At 68.3% G+C, this 19,477-nt stretch carries 13 protein-coding genes; 4 read left to right on the top strand and 9 right to left on the bottom strand.

Features of this window, described 5'->3' with window-relative positions; translation table 11 throughout:
* Positions 1-75 precede the first annotated feature (75 nt).
* From AB7878_RS17250 to AB7878_RS17240, 3 genes are all read left to right on the top strand, one after another.
* Positions 76-810, top strand: a complete 735-nt coding sequence (locus AB7878_RS17250) for a 2OG-Fe(II) oxygenase (RefSeq protein WP_369495533.1) — start codon at positions 76-78, stop codon at positions 808-810.
* 72 nt (positions 811-882) lie between these two features.
* Positions 883-1,890 carry an NAD(P)H-quinone oxidoreductase gene (locus AB7878_RS17245; RefSeq protein WP_439653831.1) on the top strand — a complete coding sequence of 336 codons (1,008 nt, stop codon included), beginning with the start codon at positions 883-885 and terminating at the stop codon, positions 1,888-1,890.
* 13 nt (positions 1,891-1,903) lie between these two features.
* Positions 1,904-2,578, top strand: coding sequence for a thiopurine S-methyltransferase (locus AB7878_RS17240; RefSeq protein WP_369495531.1), 675 nt, complete (start codon positions 1,904-1,906; stop codon positions 2,576-2,578).
* A gap of 64 nt (positions 2,579-2,642) precedes the next feature.
* Here the strand turns inward: AB7878_RS17240 and AB7878_RS17235 are convergent, their stop codons facing one another.
* Positions 2,643-3,545: a sulfotransferase family protein gene (locus AB7878_RS17235; RefSeq protein ID WP_369495530.1), complete on the bottom strand. Its 903-nt coding sequence runs from the start codon at positions 3,543-3,545 to the stop codon at positions 2,643-2,645.
* 192 nt (positions 3,546-3,737) lie between these two features.
* Between AB7878_RS17235 and AB7878_RS17230 the strand changes: the two genes are divergently transcribed.
* Positions 3,738-4,661, top strand: coding sequence for an MBL fold metallo-hydrolase (locus AB7878_RS17230; protein WP_369495529.1), 924 nt, complete (start codon positions 3,738-3,740; stop codon positions 4,659-4,661).
* Between the two features lie 124 nt (positions 4,662-4,785).
* Here AB7878_RS17230 and AB7878_RS17225 read toward each other — a convergent pair whose 3' ends face one another.
* The 8 genes from AB7878_RS17225 to AB7878_RS17190 form a co-directional block, all read right to left on the bottom strand.
* Positions 4,786-5,220, bottom strand: a complete 435-nt coding sequence (locus AB7878_RS17225) for a GNAT family N-acetyltransferase (RefSeq protein ID WP_369495528.1) — start codon at positions 5,218-5,220, stop codon at positions 4,786-4,788.
* A 1-nt stretch (position 5,221) separates the two neighbouring features.
* Entirely contained in the window at positions 5,222-5,581 is a 360-nt protein-coding gene (locus AB7878_RS17220) for a tRNA-binding protein (RefSeq protein WP_369495527.1), read from the bottom strand.
* Positions 5,578-6,876 carry an NAD(P)/FAD-dependent oxidoreductase gene (locus tag AB7878_RS17215; protein ID WP_369495526.1) on the bottom strand — a complete coding sequence of 433 codons (1,299 nt, stop codon included), beginning with the start codon at positions 6,874-6,876 and terminating at the stop codon, positions 5,578-5,580. Before AB7878_RS17215 ends, AB7878_RS17220 begins: the two co-directional genes overlap by 4 nt.
* Before the next feature lie 42 nt (positions 6,877-6,918).
* Positions 6,919-9,285, bottom strand: a complete 2,367-nt coding sequence (pbpC, locus tag AB7878_RS17210) for a penicillin-binding protein 1C (RefSeq protein WP_369495525.1) — start codon at positions 9,283-9,285, stop codon at positions 6,919-6,921.
* A gap of 130 nt (positions 9,286-9,415) precedes the next feature.
* Positions 9,416-15,499, bottom strand: a complete 6,084-nt coding sequence (locus tag AB7878_RS17205) for an alpha-2-macroglobulin family protein (RefSeq protein ID WP_369495524.1) — start codon at positions 15,497-15,499, stop codon at positions 9,416-9,418.
* Positions 15,500-15,694: 195 nt separating this feature from the next.
* Positions 15,695-16,570, bottom strand: a complete 876-nt coding sequence (galU, locus tag AB7878_RS17200) for a UTP--glucose-1-phosphate uridylyltransferase GalU (protein ID WP_369495523.1) — start codon at positions 16,568-16,570, stop codon at positions 15,695-15,697.
* Positions 16,571-18,466 (bottom strand): polysaccharide biosynthesis protein, encoded by a 1,896-nt coding sequence (locus AB7878_RS17195; RefSeq protein WP_369495522.1) that lies wholly within the window; start codon positions 18,464-18,466, stop codon positions 16,571-16,573. It abuts the gene before it with no gap.
* Positions 18,453-19,469 (bottom strand): MraY family glycosyltransferase, encoded by a 1,017-nt coding sequence (locus tag AB7878_RS17190; protein WP_369495521.1) that lies wholly within the window; start codon positions 19,467-19,469, stop codon positions 18,453-18,455. The genes AB7878_RS17195 and AB7878_RS17190 overlap by 14 nt, the downstream gene beginning before the upstream one ends.
* Positions 19,470-19,477 lie beyond the last annotated feature (8 nt).

Here is a 19,477-nt window from a genome sequence, read left to right as displayed (position 1 = left end):
CATCGCAAGATCCGGAGTGTGCCCGGCGCAATCGCCGGGCACGCTGCGCGAACCACCACGGATGAAGAACACCGAGTGAATCGCACCCCTGCGTTCGACACGACTGCCCTGGAGCAGCGCCTGCACGCCTGCGACTGGACCGCCGCGTTGGGCGAGCTCGACACGCAGGGCCATGCACGGCTGCCGTCGCTGCTGCCACCTTCCGCCTGCCGCGAACTGGCCGCGCTGTATCTGGACGATGCCGTGTTCCGCAGCCGCGTGACGATGGAGCGCCACGGTTTCGGACGCGGCGAATACCGTTACTTCGCCTACCCGCTCCCGATGCTGGTGGAAACGCTGCGTCGCGCGGCATGGCCTTATCTTGCTCCGCTGGCCAATCGCTGGAACGAGGCGCTGAATCTGGCCACACGCTATCCCGCCACTCACGCGGACTATCTCGCACAATGCCACGCCGCCGGCCAGCGGCGACCCACGCCCTTGCTGCTGCAATACGGTGCCGGCGACTACAACTGCCTGCACCAGGATATCTACGGCGAGCATGTGTTTCCGCTGCAACTGGCGGTGCTGCTGTCCGTGCCGGGCGTGGATTTCGACGGTGGCGAGTTCGTGCTGACCGAGCAACGCCCGCGCATGCAGTCGCGGGTGCGGGTGGTGCCGCTGCAACAGGGCGATGCGGTGGTCTTCGCGGTGAACCAGCGCCCGGTGCACGGCCAGCGCGGAAATCACAGGGTGCGCATGCGCCACGGCGTCAGTACGGTGCGCACGGGGCGACGTCACGTGCTGGGCGTGATCTTCCACGATGCCGAATGAGGCAACCCTTGCACCGGCGGGTCATCGCCTACACTGAAGCACCTCGTCGCCGCAGGAATCGCCATGTCCAGCATGCATGCCGTCGAGATCACCCGCCACGGCGCGCCCGAGGTGTTGCAGCTCGCCCAGCGGCCGGTGCCGAAGCCCGGCACCGGCGAGGTACTGATCAAGGTGGTGGCCTCCGGCGTGAACCGGCCGGACGTGCTGCAGCGGCAGGGCAAGTACGCACCACCGCCCGGCGCTTCCGACCTGCCGGGACTGGAGGTGGCCGGCAGCCTGGTCGAGGGCGATTTCGGCGGTGACAACCCATTCGGCTTGCAGCCCGGCGACGCGGTGTGCGCCCTGCTCGGGGGCGGCGGCTACGCGGAATACGCGGTGGCCCCGCTGGCGCAGTGCCTGCCGGTGCCCGCGGGCCTCTCGCTGATCGAGACGGCGGCGCTGCCCGAGAATTTCTTCACCGTGTGGAGCAACGTGTTCGTGCGCGGACGGCTCGGCCAGGGCGAAGGCGGCGCGCACGAGAGCCTGCTGGTGCAGGGCGGTTCCGGCGGCATCGGCGTCACCGCGATCCAACTGGCGCGTGCGTTCGGCCATCGCGTGTTCGCCACCGCCGGCAGCGCGGAGAAGTGCGCCGCGTGCGAGCGGCTGGGTGCGGAGTTGGCGATCAATTACCGCACGCAGGATTTCGCCAGCGAGGTGAAGCAGGCCACCGGCGACCGTGGCGTGGACGTGATCCTCGACAACGTGGCCGGCGACTACGTGCCGCGCGAACTGGACGCGCTGGCCGAAGGCGGCCGCCTGGTGCTGATCGCCACCATGGGCGGCAGTCGTGCCACCATCGATGCCGGCCAGCTGATGCGGCGCCGGCTCACCCTCACCGGCTCCACCCTGCGCAACCGCCCGGTCGCGTTCAAGGCCGGACTGGCCCGCCAGCTGCACCGCGAAGTGTGGCCGCTGCTGGAATCCGGCCAGGTGCGCCCGGTGATCCACACCGTGCTGCCCGCCCGCGAAGCCGCCCGTGCGCACGCGCTGATGGAAAGCAGCGCGCATATCGGCAAGATCATGCTGGCGTGGGATAACTGACGGAGTGCGATCGATGCAAGCGGAATTCTGGCTGGAACGCTGGCGCGAAGGCCGCACCGGTTTCCATCGTGACGCGCCGATGCCGCTGCTGCTGCAGCACTGGCCGGCGCTGGCGCTGCCGCGCGGCAGCCGGGTGCTGGTGCCCTTGTGCGGCAAGACGCTGGACATGCGCTGGCTCGCCGAACAAGGCCACCGCGTGCTGGGCGTGGAGCTGTCGCCACTGGCGGTGGCGCAGTTCTTCGCCGAGCAGGGCTTGAAGCCCGTGCGGCACGAATCGCCGCTGGGCATGCGCCACGTGGCCGGCAACATCGAGATCATCGAGGGCGACGTGTTCGCGCTGGACGACGCCACCCTGGCCGGTTGCGCCGCGGTCTACGATCGCGCCGCCGTGATCGCCCTGCCTCCGCCGCTGCGTACACGCTATGCGCGCGAGGTCTACGCCCGCCTCCCCGCCGGCTGCCGCGGCCTGATGATCACGCTGGAATACCCGCAGCACGAGATGGAGGGACCGCCATTCTCCGTCGACGCCGATGAAGTCGCAGCGCTGTTCGGCGGCCACTGGGATCTGGACCTGCTGGAGCGCAGCGATATCCTCGCCGCCCAGCCGGCGTTCCGGGAGGGTGGCGTGACGGCGCTGCACACCGGCGTCTATCGTCTGCAGCGCAAGCCGGCGGCGGCGCAGCGCTGACGGCGCCGTCGCGGGAGATCCGCGCGAACTCGCCGGGCCGCCTGCTGCGGCCGGCGCACGCACCTCAGCGCGCCAAGTAGCGGACCTTGTCGCGTTGGGTGTGCCGCTCGGTGCCCTTGCAGCTGCAACGCAGCTCCTCGTACGGCGTCAGCTGCCGGCGCAGCCACTCCCGCACCTGCGGCCCGAACATGCTTTCGGCCTTGCGCCGCGTCTCGCCCGGCTGGCCGCTGAGCGCGTCGCGTTTCCATGGCTCGTTGTCCAGGTCGGCGATCGGCTGATCGCAGCTGGCATCGAGCTCGGCCGCGGCATCGATCTGCAGGAAGGCGCACAGGCGAAGCCATTCGCGATGCTTGTCGCGGGTCAGGTCGTCGAGGAAGACGAAGTGGTGGTGCGGCTGTCGCGCGTGCGCACGATGGATCTGGGCGGCGCGATTCCAGCGCCGCGACCAGTGCACGGTGCCGCCACCGAAGGCGTTGTTGTTCTCGTAGCGCAGGTTCGCGTCCGCGATCGAGGCCAGCACGTCCTCGCCGGGACGGATCACGTGCACGAAGCGTGCGTTCGGCACGTGGTGCTCGATCTCGGGGATGTAGAGCAGGTGATACGGCGTCTTCTCGATCCAGGCCGTGCGCCCTTCGGCTTGCGCACGGGCGTCGAGCAGATCGACGAAACGGCGCGCGCAGCTTTCGGTGCGCAGCGGCCACGGCAGCCGCGCGGCCTCGTTCGACAGACGACGTTGCAGCATTCCCAGGCCCGCGTGCGCCCGCTTGTGCGCGAACCCCAGCCGCTGCCGCAGGCGCCGCCGCTGCGGCCGCGCATCGCGATCGCCCCAGCGCCACTTGAGATCGCCGCACAACTGCTCGAAGAACGCCGTCTCCGGCAGGGTCAACACGGCCGGGTGCCGCGCCAGCATCGCCTGCACGAGCGTGGTACCGGAGCGCGGGCAGCCGACGATGAAGATGCGTTGCATGGGTGGTCGACTCCCTCTGCGGTACCGGTGGCGCACGAACTGATTCATCGCTAACGCACGAATATGTGCATGGTTGACGCCGAGGCGCACACACCACCGGAAGGTGCGCAACGGCCACGCTTCGACCAAGGTTCAACGGAGCGCTGCCGGCACGTTTGCTACGCTGCGTGCTTCACCGCGACGGAATCGGACATGGCGACACACGGCATCCACACCATCGACACCGGCTTCGTGCGCCCGCGCTTCGACGCGGCCTACCTGATCGTCGAGCGCGGCCGCGGCGCCTTCGTCGATTGCGGCACCAACCACGCGGTGCCGCGCATGCTCGCCACGCTGGATGATGCCGGCCTCGCGACCGCGGACGTGGACTGGCTGATCCTCACCCATGTGCACCTGGACCATGCCGGCGGCGCGGGCGAGCTGATCGCGCGCCTGCCGAACGCGAAACTGGTGGTGCATCCGCGTGGCGCGCGGCACATGATCGATCCCGCGAAACTGTGGGCCGGCGCCAGCGCGGTCTACGGCGAGAGCGTGATGGAATCGACCTACGGCCGCCTGCGTCCGGTGCCCGCCGAGCGCGTGGTCGAGGCGCCGGACGGCCACATGGTCGACCTTGCCGGGCGCGCCCTGCACTGCCTCGACACGCCCGGCCACGCGAAGCACCACCTCACGGTGCATGACGTGCGCAGCAACGCCTGCTTCACCGGCGACGTGTTCGGCCTCTCCTATCGCGACTTCGATACCGCGAACGGCCCGTTCATCCTGCCCACCACCTCGCCGGTGCAGTTCGACCCCGATGCGCTGCACGCCTCGCTCCGTCGCCTGGTCGCGCTGGAACCCGCGGCGATGCATCTCACCCATTACGGCCGCGTCGAGAACGTGGCGAAACTCGCCGACGACTTGCACGCGCAAATCGATGCGATGGTGGCGATCGCTCGCGCCGCGCACGGCAAACCCGATCGCCATGCCGTATTGATGGACGGGCTCACCGATCTCTACGCCACGCGCGCCGCGGCACACGGCTGGACTCGGGGGCGCGCGGCGCTGGTCGCCCTGCTGGGGATGGATACCGAGTTGAACGCGCAGGGGCTCGGGGTGTGGCTGGATCAGCCGTGAGCGTCGTCCGCTGTGCATGACGTGGTCGACGCAGGCGAGGCGGCTTCGCTTGCGTGACAATGCCGGAAACCGGGAGCCCCGCTGCACCTCTCCCGCAAGCCATGCAGGCGAACACGCGCCCGGCTCACTCCAGCGACTTGCGATAGACGTGCTGCGTCTTGACCCGCGCATACCCCAGGCTCGCGTAGAACGGATGCGACCCCTCGCGCGCCACGTTCGAACGCACGACCATCGTGTCGAAGCCCTGGTCGCTGGCCCACCGCTCCGCATCCGCCACCAGCGCGCGCCCGAGGCCCGTGCCGCGCGCGGCGGCGTCCACGACGAGTCCCACGATCTCGATGCGCTCGCCGGATTCCAGCGTGAGCCGGCGCTCGACCGCGATCCAGCCGAGCAGGCCGTCATGCTCGCCTCGCGCCACCACGATGCGATGTCGCGGCAGGGACAGCAGCGCTTGCAGGCGCGCCTGCATCGCGTCGGCGGCCACCGGATAGCCGAGCTCGCCGGCCAGCCGCGCGATCTCGGCGGCATCCTCGATGCATGCCGGGCGCAGTGCAGCCATCTCAGGCCAGCCGCGTGCCGTTCGGCACCGGGCGCTCGATCGCGGTGAGCACCACGCCTTCGGGGGTGGGGAAGCCGGTGAGCAGGAACTGCGAGCGGAACGGGCCGATCTGCTTCTCGGGGAAGTTGATCACGCCCACGATCTGCCGGCCGAGCAGTTCTTCGGCGGAATACAGTGCGGCGATCTGCGCGCTGGTCTTCTTCTCGCCATACGGGCCGAAATCCACCCACACCTTCCAGGCCGGCTTGCGCGCCTCGGGGAAGGCTTCCACCCGGGTGACCGTACCGGCCACGACCAGCACCTTCTCGAAATCGGCCCAGCCGATCTCGCTCGCCCGGGTTGTTTCCGTCGTCTCGCTCATCCTTCCAGCCTCGTCTTGAATCCGTCGCGTGCCTGTTGCCACCAGTAGTTGAGCTGGGCGGCAAGCAGGCCGAACGGCTTGTGCACGCTTGCCAGGCCATAGTCGGCGAATTGTTTCCAGTCCTCGTCGCCGTCGGCGATCGCCGCGGCGAGCAGCTCGCCCGCGGCGCAGGTGGGCGCCAGGCCATGGCCGCCGAAGGCTTGCGCCCACCACAGGCCGGCGTCCTCACCTTCGCCGCGGCCGAGTTGCGGCATCTGGTGGCGCGCATAGCTCATCAGGCCCGACCAGGCGTAGTCGATCTTCGCATCCTTGAGTTGCGGGAACACCCGCAACAAGTCATGCCTGAGCAGGCGTTGTACCGCCTGCGGCTGGCGATTCCGGATCGAGATGCGGCCGCCCCAGAGCAGGCGCGTGTCCGGCAGCGGGCGGTAGTAGTCGAACGCGAAACGCGTGTCGTAGACCGCGGCGCGGGTCTGCAGGCATTCGGCGAGACGATCGCCCAGCGGCTCGGTGGCCATCACGTAGGTGGCGATCGGCAGCACCGCGCGATCGATCGGTTTGCGCAGGCCGGCGAGGTAGCCGCCGCAGGCCAGCACCACCTGCTCGGCCAGCAGTTCGCCGTGCGGCGTGCTCAGCAGCCAGCGCGAGCCTTCGCGCTGCAGGCGCCACACCTCGCTCTCCTCGTGGATGCGCACGCCCTGCCCGCTGGCCGCGGCCGCAAGGCCGATCGCGTAGTTCAACGGGTGCAGATGCAGCGCATTGCGCTCGTACAAACCGTCGTAATAGCGGTCGCTGCGCACGCGCTCGCGCATTTCCTCCCACGGCAGCCAGTCCCAGTGCACGTCGTAATGTTCGGCCAGCAAGGCCTGGCGCCGGCGCAGCACCTCGGGGTCGCGAAACCAGTTCGCCCAGATCACGCCTTCGTCCACCGCGTCGCAGGCGATGGCGTACTTCGCCACGCGTTCGCGGATGCGCTGCACCGCCGCCGTGGTGAGCCCGAACAGCGCGCGGGCACGCACCTCGCCGAGCTGAGCCAGCAAGGCCTGTTCGCCCAGCGAATAGCCGGCGAACACGAAGCCGCCATTGCGGCCCGAGGCGCCGAAGCCGATCTGCTCGCGCTCCAGCAGCACCACGTCGCGCACGCCGCGTTCGGCGAGACCCAGTGCCGTGTTCAATCCCGCGTAGCCGCCACCGACGATGGCGATGCGCGTTTCCTGTCGTCCCTGCAGTGGCGCATGCGCCTCGTACGGCGTGGCGGTGGCGCGGTAGTACGACGGAACCGGTGCTTGCTTCATGCCCTGACGCCCCTGTGCGACAGCGAAGCGCCCGAGCGTACATCACTGCACCAGTGTCACCGCAAGTGTGCGTTCGTCGCTGCGGCCGTGGTCGTCCACGACGCGCACGCGATAGCTGCCGGCGTTGCGCGGCTGCCAGAACAAGCTGTTGCCGGGCGTGCCCTGCCCCACGTAGGCGTCGTCGACGAACCAGTACAGCGCATGCGCGTCGGCATCGGCGGTGGCACTGAAGGCGATCGGCGTGGGCTGATCCTGATGCAAGCGCATCGCATAGGTGCTGGCGCGCAGCGGCGAGGTGATCTGCGGCGGATCGCCATCGGGGCGACCGGCGTCGCGGCAAGCCGGATTCTGTGGTGGCTTGCGGCGCGGGATGCCGGCCTGCGCGAACACATGCGCGAGGTCGGAGGGCCAGAACTCGAACACCTCCACGTGCGTGTGCCTGCCCGCATACGGCGGACAAGCCGGCAGGCCGCTGGCGTCATCCATCACCAGCGGTCGGTAGACGTTCCCCACGCGGATCGGCGACTTGCCGGGGATGAACCAGGTCCGGCCGCGCTGCGGGCACCATTGGCTGGGCAGATCGCCGCTGGCGAGGCAGATCTCGACGCGCTTCAGGTTCGCCGGCATGTGGCGGATCGGCTCATGCATATGCGGACGCTCGGCGCGCAGCGCGTCGACGATCTGGAAGAACAGCGGCGCGGCCGCCTCCACGCCCACGAAGGCGGGGTTTGCCGTACCGTCGAAATTGCCCACCCACACCACCAGCACGTAGGGACCGAAGCTGCCGGCAGTCCAGGCATCGTGGAAGGCCCACGAGGTTCCGGTCTTCCAAGCCACCGGCAGCTGGGTACGCTCGCTGCCGAAGGCGGCGTCGGGGCGCGGATTCTGCCGCAGCATGTCCATCACCATGAAGCTGGCCGCGTCGCTCAGCAGACGCGTACCGGCGACTTGCGGATCGTCCGCGCGCAGGCGCAAGGGCTGCAGCATGCCGCGGTTCGCCAGCATCGCGTAGAGATCGCCCAGCTCCTGCATGGTGACTTCGCCGCCGCCCAGCACAAGAGCCAGGCCGTAATGCTGCTCGCTGGCCATGCGGCTCACGCCCGCCTCGCGCAGGAAGTCGTACAAGCTGGGCTGATGCAGTTGCGAGGCCACCCACACGGCGGGGATGTTGCGGCTGCGGATCAAGGCCTGGGTGGCGGTGATCGGCCCGAGGAAATGCCCGTCGAAATTCTCCGGCGTATACGGACCGAAGGAACTGGGCACGTCGCGCAGCACGGTCTGCGGATGCAGCACGCCCTGGTCGAAACCCAGTGCATAGATGAAGGGCTTGAGTGTGGAGCCGGGCGAGCGCTTCGCGTCGGTGCCGTTGACCTGGCCCTCGATGCCGGCGTCGAAGTAACTGGCCGAACCCACCATCGCCTTGATGCCCATGTCACGGGTGTCGATCAGCAGCGCCGCCGCGTTCTTGATGCCGCGCGGCGCGTTGCGTTGCACGTAGTTCGCCACCTGCCGCTCCAGCGCATGCTGCAGGCCGAGGTCGATCGTGGTGGTCACGATGGGCGACAGCACATCGCCGCTCGTGCGCTGCGCGGCCAGCAGCTGATCCACCGCATGCGGTGCCTCGAACGGCAGCCTGGCCAGCGGGCGCAGCGTCAACGGCAGCGCGAACAGCGGCTTCAGTGAGGCATCGCGTGGATGCTTGCGCAGCCACTGCGCGTACAGGCGATTGCGCGCCTGCGCCAGGGCAGGATTGATGAGCACGCCGTTCGATTGCAACGGCCGCGAAGGCTCCTGCGGAATCACCGCCAACGTGAGCGCCTCCGGCAAGGTGAGCGCGCCGGCCGGCTTGCCGAAATACGCGAGGCTGGCCGCGCCCACGCCCTGCACGTTGCCGCCATAAGGCGCGTCGTTGAGATAGGCCTCCAGGAGGTCGCGCTTCGAGTAGAACAACTCCAGCTGCAACGCTCGCGCTATCTGGCGCAGCTTGCCCAGCGGCGTGCGCGTATCCAGCTGCCACAGCAGGCGCGCCAGCTGCATGGTGATCGTGGAACCGCCTTGCGGATGGCGATGCCGCACATAGGTAACCCAGGCACCGCGCGCGAGGCCCCAGGGATTGAAGCCGGGGTGCCAGCGGAACCAGCGGTCCTCGTGCAGCAGCACGCCCTCGACGAACTGGGGCGAGATGGATTTCAGAGGCACCCATAGCCGATATTGCTGGTCGCTGGCCAGGGTCAGCCGCAGCAGATGGCCGCTGTCGTCATAGAACGCGGTGGAGCTGGGCAGGCGTTCGCGCAGGGGTTGATGCGGCCACAGGCGGCAGCCCGCCAGCACGGCGGCGAGCAGCGCGAAGGCGACCAGCCAGTTCTGCCAGCGGACGAGGCGCTCCTTCAGAAAGCTCGCGACGGACACACGCCCCTCATCCCGGCACACACAACCCGTAGGTCGGGCTTCAGCCCGACATGCAGGAGACACTTGTCGGGATGAATCCCGACCCACGTTGTCGCTTGCGGTTCTCGGCAGTTGGGCGATACGGTTTTGGTCATGGCTTCTGCACCACGGTGAGCACGGCGCCACCAGGAGCCTGCGCCTGGACTGCGCGGTCGTACATGGACTCCGCATAGGCCGGCGACACCTGGAACTTGCCGGCGTTGGTGGCCTTGATGCGGTAGACGAACTCGCGCACGTCCGGCGTGGCGGTGCCGTAGATCACCACGCGATCCTCGCGGATGTCCGCGTAGTCGGGCTTCCAGGTGGAGCTGGCCAAGCCGATCGGCGAGCGCCACGAGGAGGCTGCCGCTTGGCTGCCATCGGAGTCGCCGTTGTCCTCGCCCGCCGGCGCGGCGGCCGGCGGCGTCTGCAGCACCGGATCGAAACCACCCGGCAGGAGATCCACGATGGCCACGTTGCCCACGCCCGCGTCGCCGGTGGCGCGAATCTTCAGGTGCACGTCGATCTCCTCGCCCACCGTGACCTGGTTCAGCGGCTTGCCGTTCGTGTCGGTGTAGTCGCGCACGATCTCGATGCCGTGCTTGATCGCCTCCTTCGACGTGCTGCGGTCGTAACCACCCTGGGTGGCGATGCGCCAAGCCGGCAAATCGCCGTGATTGGTGAAGCGCAGCGCCTGCGCCGCACTGCTCCACGTGCCGCCCTGCAGCATGCCGCCCTGCGGCTGGGCGATGGACTTCGCGGCGCCGTTGGCGAGCACCTCGTCGATGCCGAGCTTGTCGAGGTTGGCAGCGGTTTCCTTCGCATAGCTATCCAGCGCCAGCACCGTCATCGCCGAGGACAAGGTGTTGTAGTCGCCGTGCGCCAGCGGCCAGGCGAGGTTCTCGAACACGCGCGGCGGCAGCGCCTTCGCCTCCAGCGGGAAGTGTTCGGCGACGAGGTACAACACGCTGGCGTCGCGGGTCAGCGGGTCGTAGTAGTAGCCGTAGCTGAAGTCCTCGGTGGCCTTGGCGCGCGTCAACGCCTTCAACGGACCGGCCATCAGCCGATTTGCCTCGGCATCCTGCTTCAGCAGCTTGTACGAAGCGGCCAGCCAGGCGGCGGCAAGATCGTTCTTCCATTCCTTCGGATACAGCTCATCGAGGCGCTTCTGCACCGCGGCAAGATCGTTGGTGGTGACGTTGCCCTGCCGGGTCAGCAGGTACACCGCGTAGGCGCGCTGGCGCAGTTCGTCCAGCGTGTCCATGCCGTCGTTCGCCGCCAACTGCTTCAGGTACTGGTTGCCGGCATCGAGCATGTCCCGCGGCACGGCCACGCCACGCTCATGCGCCTCGATCAGGAAGTTCATCGCGTAGTCGGAGACGAAGGGTTCCGCATCCGGCGTGGCCGACCACAGGCCGAAGCCGCCCGCGCCGTTCTGCCGCGCGTGCAGCACGTCGAGGAACTTCGCCAGCGCCTGGTCGTTGCTGATGGTCTTGTCACCGAAGGCCGGTTGCAGCGCGTGCGCGAACACCGGCACCACCGGCCACTTCGACACCACCAATCGTGGCATCGCCGAGCTGACGATCTGCTCGCTGCAGTAGTGCTGGTAGTTCACCAGATAGCTGGTGATGCCTTGCGCCAGCACCACCGGCAACGGGGAGATCGCGGCATCGCGCGAGGCATAGGCGCCGTACAGCGGGCGCAGCGGTTTCAGCTCGGCCTGGCTGTTCGATTCCACCCGGCCCACGTCGACCTGGGTGCGATAGGCCGCGGCCGGGCGCACCGACACGTCGATGCCTTGTTTCGCCGACTTGCCGCCGTAGCTGGCGGCAAAGGCCAGATGGCCGGAGCCCAGCTGGTCCGTCGCCTTGACGCGGAAGCGCACGACGCCTTCGCGCATCGAGGCGAGGCTCAGGTCCTGCGTGGACGGGCCCAGCACCGTGAGCTGCGGCCCGGTCTTCAGCGTCACCGCCACCGGCACGGACTTGTTGCCGATGTCGGTGAGGTTGTTCGCCACGCCCACGCTGACCTCGGCCTCGTCGCCGGGCGCCAGCGTGGTGGGCACGTTGGGCGAGAGCACGAAGTCGCCGCGCACCGTGGTGGCGCCTTCGAACGTGCCGATGCGCTGTGGCGACACCGCCACCACCATCACGCGCAGCCGGCCGTTGAAATAATCCGGCACGGTGTAGCTCAGCTCCTTCTCGCCATCCACATCGACGATGCCCGACCAGTACGCCACTGGTTTGTCGCGCTTGCGCTTGAACGGGTTGAGCTGCCGGCTGATCGCGGCATCGGCGTCGCCGCCCGGCGCGGCCGCCAGCGACATCAGCTTCTCGAAGTCGGGCAGGATCAGGTCGAGGATCTGCGCGGTACGCACTTCCAGCATCTTCTTCTTGAAGAAGAACTGCAGCGGATCGCCCAGCTGGTAGCGCGCCACCTGCAGGATGCCTTCGTCCACCGCGAACACCACGGCCTTGGTGGGTTGCGCGGCGTGCAGTTTGAAGGTGACCGTGTCGCCCGGCTTCACCAGCGCGGGCGTATCCACCGTGAGCGCGTCGCGGCGCGCATCGAGGTTCACCGAGAACGGCACCACGCCGTAGCTGAGCGGGCTCATGAAGATCTCGTCCGAGGACGGATCGCGCACGAACTGCACGTTGACGTAGCCGTTGCCCTCGAAGCCCTTGGGCAGCGTGATGCTCTGCACCGAACTGGTGGTGTCGGCGTGGAACCAGGCGTGCGCGTAGACCTTGTCGCGCTCGATGGTTATCAGCCCGCTGCCGGTGTAAGGCGCGCGGATCGCGACGTGGATGGTGTCGCCGGGCTGGTAGTCGTGCTTGTCCAGGGTGAGCTGCAGCTCGGCGTTGCGCTCCAGCGAGCGCGACAGGTTCGCGTTGCCGGCCACCGAGTAACTCACCCGGTTGACCTCCATGCGGTCACTGCCGCGCAGGATCACCAGCGCGTAATCACCGGGTTTGTCGGTGGCGAGCGTGTAATCCAGGCCCCCGGCGGGGATCGCCAGCGCCTTCTCGTCGACTGGGATCTCCTTGAGCTTGGATTCGTACTTGTAGACGCCCGAGCCCTGCTTGGTGAGCACCGAGACGTAGCGGCGCTCGACCAGCTGCGCCTTGAGGCCATCCAGCGCGATGGATTTCGCGTCCGGAGCTATCGCCACCAGATGCACCTTGCGCACCGCGTTCCGGCTCACGTAGCCGAGGTCGTCGTCGGACTTGTAGCCCACCAGCCAGTCGTTGGACGACACCAGGGTCTGCGTGGCGGCGGCCACGCTGCGGCCGCCATCGGCCTCGTGCACCTTGGCGAGGAAGTAAAGCTGGTAGGTGGCGTCGGCGTACTTCTTGAGGTCGAGGTCGAACTCGGCGTGGCCCTGGTCGTCGGTCTTGCCGTCGGCAAGGTTCTCCTCGTAGCCGTCCTTCGCGCGGCGGATGTCGTAGAAGTGGTAATCCGGCCAGCTGTGGAAAGCCGGCCACGCCGGACGCAGGGTGAGCGAGGCTTCCACTGCGCGATTGGCTGCCGGCGTGCCGAACAGGTTCTGCGCATCGACCAGGCCCTTGAGTTGGTTGGGCTTCACCCAGCCCTCGGCGACCTGTTGCGAGAGCTTGGCGCTCACCTTCAGGCGGTCGGGCAGGAACTCCTTCACCTGCACCGTGGTGCTGCCGATCTGGGTGTCAGCCTTGCCGCCGCGCATGATGTAGAGGTTCACCGCCCAGGTGCCGGTGGGCGCGGTTTCGGCCGGCATGTAGCTCAGTTCGCCGAAGCCCGAGGCATCCATCGACAACGGCACCTGCTTCACCGTGGTGCCGCGCGGGTCGACGATGTCGGCTTCGAGCGGAATGCCGGCCACGTTGCGCGCCCAGTCCGCGGCGCGCACGATCAGGCCGATGTGGAAGGTGTCGCCGGGGCGGTAGATGCCGCGGTCGGAGAACAGGTAGCCGCTGAGCTGGCCCGCATTCGCCGCGTTCGCCTCACCGCCGATGTCGAAGCGCGAGAAGTCGAGCTGGCGATCGTAGCTGCCGATGGGCAGGAAGGAGAGGTCCTCGCCCTTCGACACCACGTACATCGCGGGCTTCTTCTCGCGCTCCAGGCCCTTGAGGCTGGGGAAATGCACCACGCCATCGGCGCCGGTGGCCTGCGTGTAGAGCGTCTGCCCATTCACCGCAAGCACCGACACGCTGGCGCCCGCCACCGGTTGGCCGGTATGGATGGATTGCACGAACACGTCCTGGCTGCCGTCCAGCGCGCGCTTCACCAGCATGCCGAGGTCGGTGACCACGATCAGGCGGTTGTCGCCGGGGGCGTCGCTGCCATCGCCCTCGCCGTTGCCGCTGTTGTCGTTGCCGCTGTTGTCGTTGCCGCTGTTGTCGTTGCCGCTGTCGTTGCTGCCGTCGACTGCGTCGCTGCTGGCCGGCGTCGCCGAACTCGCCGCGGCAGGCGTGCCTGCCGACTGCCCCGGCGCGGGAGCCAGCCCCTGCCGCGCCAGTGCGCGGGCCTTCGCGGCGGCCGCGGCCTTCCTCGCGGCCGCCGCCGGGTCATAGCCCGACAGGTGCAGCCAGAACACGCCGCGCTTGCCGGGTTTCAGGTACTGGCCGAGATCCACGCCCTCGTAATGCGCCTGGCCCGGCGCACTCTTTGGAAAGCCGCGCTTGATCTCGTAGCGCTCGACGATATGGCTCTCGTCGAAGTCGTACGGCAATTGCGGATGGCTGTAGTCGCCCTGGTTGAGGCTGACCAGGTGCTGCAACTGATCCGGCAGCACGCGGCCGATCTCCACCTGCATGCCCGGCATGTTGCGCGACACCACCGAGATGCGCTTGCTGCCGTCCAGCGAGAGCAGCGAACCACTGCCCACGTAGCGCAACAGCTTCGGGTAGTCGGGCACGGTGAACACCTGCGCCACTGGCTTGCCCAGCACATAGCCGCCGAAGGACTTGATGCCCTTGCCGATGCGCACGTAGACGCGCTGCCCCGGCACGGCGTGGTACTTGAAGCTCTGCAGCGCCTGATAGTCGTTCTCGGTGGGCACCAGGACGAGCTGGAGCGGCTGCGCCTTGCGCAGCACATCTTCGCCCACCTCGGACACGCCCCAGTCGTAGGGCGTGCCATCGTCGGCAGGCTGCTCCCCCGGCTTCTGCGCAGGCAGCACCCACGCGCGGATCGCATCGGCCACGTCGCTGCCGCGCACCGCGCCACCGAAGTTCGCCACCAGCACCTGCTCGGGTTCGTACTTGTCGTTGTCGACCAGCGTGGGCGAAAGATCATCCACGGTGAGGCTGTACAGGCCGGGGATGCGCACGCTGGCCTTCAGCGCATCCTTGCTGCCCTCGCCGCCGCGCGAACTGCGCACGCCGCTGTCGACGTCCACCGCCACCGCGCCATCGTCGTGCGGCAGCGCCAGCGGCTGCGAGTGTATCCACGCGTGCAGCCGGGTTGCGTCGTAGGTCACGCTGAATTTCAACGCAGGCCCGCGCTTGTCGTCCTTGTCGACCAGCGCGAGCGCCACGCGCCGCTCGAATTGCGCTGCGTCGACCGGATAGTCGAAGTCCACCGGCACGATCACCTGCTTGGCGGTGGCGTCCTGCGGGTCCTGGTAGAACTCGCCCTTGCCGAGAGTGGCGGTGAACGGCGCGGTGTCGAACTCGAATGCGTCGTCGGCCATCAGCACCTGCGGTGCGAAGGCCTTGCGCACATCAAAGCGCACCTTGTAGTGCTGGCCCACCGGCCAGTCTGCGGCGGGCGTGAAGCGCAAGGTGTGGTCATCCACCCAGGTCCACTGGCCCTTGGTAGCCGGGCGCATGTCGATGCCGGTTGTTACCGGCTTGCCCACCAACTCGATAGGTGCGGCCGAGCCGGAGAACTGCAGCTCCAGCGGGTGCACCACGATGGGCGGCTTGCTGTAGTCGGTGACGGCGGGCGCCACCACCTTCCAGCTGATGCGCTGCGGTTCGGGCGGGCGCGGGCGGTTCTTGTACCACTGCCAGCCGAACCAGCCGCTGGCCGCCAGCAGCACGGCGGCGAGCAGGATGCCGACCGAACGCAGCGGGCGTCGTTGCACGGCATGCATCCAGCCCGGCGCCGACCAGCTCACGTCGCCAAGCAGCGGCCGCAACAGCAGACCAAGCACGTGCCCGATGGCGCGCAGCAGGCGCACCGGCAACAGGAACAGGAACCGCAGCAAATCCATGGTGCTTCCCTCGCTTCATCCATTGCGCGGCATCGGCGCCATGCCGAAACCGGGAGCATGCAGGTGCAACAAGGCCCCGCACGACTGGCGAGGCCTGATTCTTCGAGTTTCCCCTTGCGTATCCTGCGCCGCGAACATGGCGGGATACGGTCGCGATTCTGGCACGGCGATGCCGCGCCAGTCAGCGGCGCGACATCACAGCGTGGCGGCGATCTCGCGCACCACCGGCGCCAGCGTCGGGTCCTGCAGCGCCATGTGCATGGTGGCGCGCACCAGGCCGGCCTTGTTGCCGCAGTCGAAGCGGGTGCCTTCGAAGCGGTACGCCAGCACCTTGCCCTGCTCTTTCAGCAACGCCTCGATCGCGTCGGTGAGCTGGATCTCGCCGCCGGCGCCCGGCGTGGTGCGCTCCAGCAGTTCGAAGATGCGGCCGGGCAGCACGTAGCGCCCCACCACCGCGAGGTTCGACGGTGCGTCGGCCGGTTTGGGCTTTTCCACCATGTGGCGGATGCGCGCGCTGCGCCCGTCCACCGGCACGGCGTCGACGATGCCGTACTTGTCGGTCTGTTCGTGCGGCACTTCCTCCACCGCGATCACGCCGGCGCCTTCCTGGTCGCCCACCTCGGCCATCTGCCGCAACGCACCCTTGCCGGCGCCATTCCAGATCAGGTCGTCGGGCAGCATCACGCCAAACGGCTCGTCGCCCACCACCGGCTTCGCGCACAGCACCGCGTGGCCCAGGCCCAGCGCCTCGGGCTGGGTGACGAAGATCGCGCGCACGTGCTTCGGCAGCGTGCCCTGCACCAGCGCGAGCAACGCGCCCTTGCCCTTCTCCTGCAGCTTCGCTTCCAGCTCGTAGGCCTTGTCGAAGTAGTCGGCGATGGCGTGCTTGTAGCGGTTGGTGACGAAGATCAGCGTGTCGGCGCCGGCGTCGACGGCTTCATCCACCGCGTACTGGATCAGCGGCTTGTCCAGCACCGGCAGCATTTCCTTGGCCACCACCTTGGTGGCGGGCAGAAAACGCGTGCCCAGACCGGCCACGGGGAACACCACCTTGCGCAACGGCTTGCTCACTCACTTCTCCCCTGTTTCCTGGCGACGGATCGAGACCACGTTGTCCGGCTGCGCCGTTTCGCTCCAGCGGAACGAGGGCAGCAGGCTGGACACGCAGCGCCGCAGCTCCTCGTCGTTGTCCACGGCGACCATCTCGGCCGCCTTGTGCATCATCGCCTGCAGCAGCTCCCACGACACCTGGCGATGCTGGGCCAGGAAGATCTTCGCATGCGTGGTGGCGCTGTACTGCTCCAGCGGATGGAACAGTTCCTCGAACAGCTTCTCGCCGGCGCGCAGGCCGGTGTAGACGATAGCGATCTCGCTGCCGGGCTTCTTGCCGGCGAGCCGGATCATCTGCTCGGCGAGGTCGCGGATCTTCATCGGCTCGCCCATGTCCAGCGCGAAGATCTCGCCGCCCTTGCCGAGGCTGGCCGCCTGCAGGATCAGCTGGCAGGCCTCGGGGATGGTCATGAAGTAGCGCGAGATCTCGGGGTGGGTCACGGTGACCGGCCCGCCTGCGCGGATCTGCTGGCGGAACAGCGGCACCACCGAACCGGCCGAGTCGAGCACGTTGCCGAAACGCACCGTCATGTAGCGGGTGTCGGCGTGCGCGTCGAGGTTCTGGCACCAGATCTCGGCGATGCGCTTGCAGGCGCCCATCACGCTGGTGGGATTGACCGCCTTGTCGGTGGAGATCAGCACGAAGCACTCGACCCCCGCGTCGCGCGCGAGGTCGGCCATGGTGCGCGTGCCCAGCACGTTGTTGAGGAAGGCCGCGCGCAGCTGGCCTTGCAGCATCGGCACGTGCTTGTAGGCCGCGGCATGGAACACCACTTGGGGCTGCGATTCGGCCAGCACCTTGCGCATCAGCACGCTGTCGCCGCAGCTGGCCAGCACGCCTTCGAGCAGCAATTCCGGGTAATTCGCCCGCAGCTCGCGGGTGATCTGGTAGAGGTTGTATTCGCTGTGGTCGACCACCACCAGCGACTGCGCGCCCAGCCGCGCCACCTGGCGGCACAGCTCCGAACCGATCGAGCCGCCGCCACCGGTGATCAGCACGCGGCGGCCGCCGATCGTCTCGCGGATCGCCGTCCAGTCCAGCTCCACCGCATCGCGGCCGAGCAGGTCCTCGATCGCCACTTCCTTGATCTCGTTGAACTGGGCGCGGCCGGCGACCACGTCGTCCAGCCGAGGGATCGTGCGGTACGGCAGGTCGCTGGCGTCGCACAACGCCACCACCCGGCGCATCTCGCTGACCGAAGCGTTCGGCAAGGCGATCAGCAGCATTTCCACCGCCGCTTCGCGGGCGATCTCCGGCAATTGCTCGAACTGGCCCAGTACCGGATGCCCATTGATGCTCGCCCCGCGCAACGCGGGGCGGTCGTCGAGGAAACCCACCACCGCGTAGCCGCCATCGCGATGGAGGTCGCGCGACAGCACCTCGCCGGCGCGATCCGCTCCCAGGATGAGCACCCGCCGCATCGAGCGTTCCCCGGTCACGCCGAGGCGACTGTCCTTCCAGTAACGGTAGGCCAGCCGCGGCACGCCCAGCACCACCGCCAGCACCACCGGGTACAGCAACAGCATCGAACGCGGCACGCCCTGCAGCCGGTTGAACATCGACAGCAGCAACCAGACCGCCGTCGACCCGAGCACGGCGGCACGCAGGATGTTCCACAGGTCCGGCAGGCTGGCGAAACGCCAGACGCCCTTGTACAGGCCGGTCCAGCGGAAGATCAGCCCCTGCGCCAGCAGCACCACCGGGAACTCGAACCAGCGGAAGTGCACGACATCTTCCGGCCGTACCGCATAGCGCAGCAGCTTGGCGACCCACCAGGCCAGCGCAGCCATGGCCAGGTCATGCAGCATGACCGCCACGCGGGGATGGATGATGCCGACTAGCCTACGCAGCGACATGGCGGTCCTTGGGCGGGTGGCGACGCAGACAACGGCGCTTGAGCAGCAGCCACAGCACCGCCGCGGCCAGATAGGTGCCCATGGTAGTCGGCAAGGCCCATCGTGGATGACTGAAGGCCAACCAGGCCAGCGGCGCGGCAAGCAGCACGTTCCATGTCATGTAGATCGCGCCTCCCCCGGCATGCGTAAGACCGCACCTGACCAGCCACTGGTACAGATGCTCGCGATGCGCAGTGTACCAGCGCCGTCCGCGACAGAACCGTGACAGCAAGGTCAGGCTGGCATCGGCGACGAAGGCCGAGGACAGGATCAGCGCCGGCCACAGCAGCCGTGTCTCGACCCGCCACAGCATCGCCGTGAACGCGAAGATCAGCAGGCCCACGCTGCCACTGCCCACGTCGCCCATGAAGATGCGCGCCGGCGAGCGGTTCAGGCACCAGAAGCCGAGGCTGGCCGTGGCCAGGCAGGCCGCGGCCAGCGCCAGCGCCCCCTGTCCGGCGCCCCAGGCCAGCAGCGCCAGCCCGGCGCCCACGAACATCGCCTGCTGGGCCAGCAGGCCGTCGATGCCATCCATGAAATTGTGCAGGTTGATGCTCCAGGCGCCGGCCAGCAGCAGCACGGGCAACCACCACCACGACAGGCCATCCGCAGCCAAGGCGGCGGCGAACAGCAGCGCCGCCAGCAACTGCGCCCCGAAGCGCGGCAGGATCGGCAGCGAGCGGTGGTCGTCCCACCAGCCGGCCAGCGCCACCAGCAGCAGCGCCGCCAGCAGGCCGGCCACCAGCAGCGGCGACCACGATGCCGCTGTGCCGAGCAGCACCCCGGGCAGGCAGGCCAGCGCCGCGAGGACGATGCCGATGCCGCCGCCACGCGGCGTGGGGATGCTGTGCGAACGCCGCTGGCCGGGACGGTCGAGCATGCCGCGACGGTGCGCATAGGCGATCGCCGCGCGCGCCGACAGCCAAGCGATGAGGAAGGACAGCAGCAACCATCCGATGGTCATGGCAGAAC

The sequence above is a fragment of the Rhodanobacter humi genome (assembly GCF_041107455.1).
Lineage (GTDB): Bacteria > Pseudomonadota > Gammaproteobacteria > Xanthomonadales > Rhodanobacteraceae > Rhodanobacter_A.
This window is presented reverse-complemented; position numbering and strand designations above follow the sequence as displayed.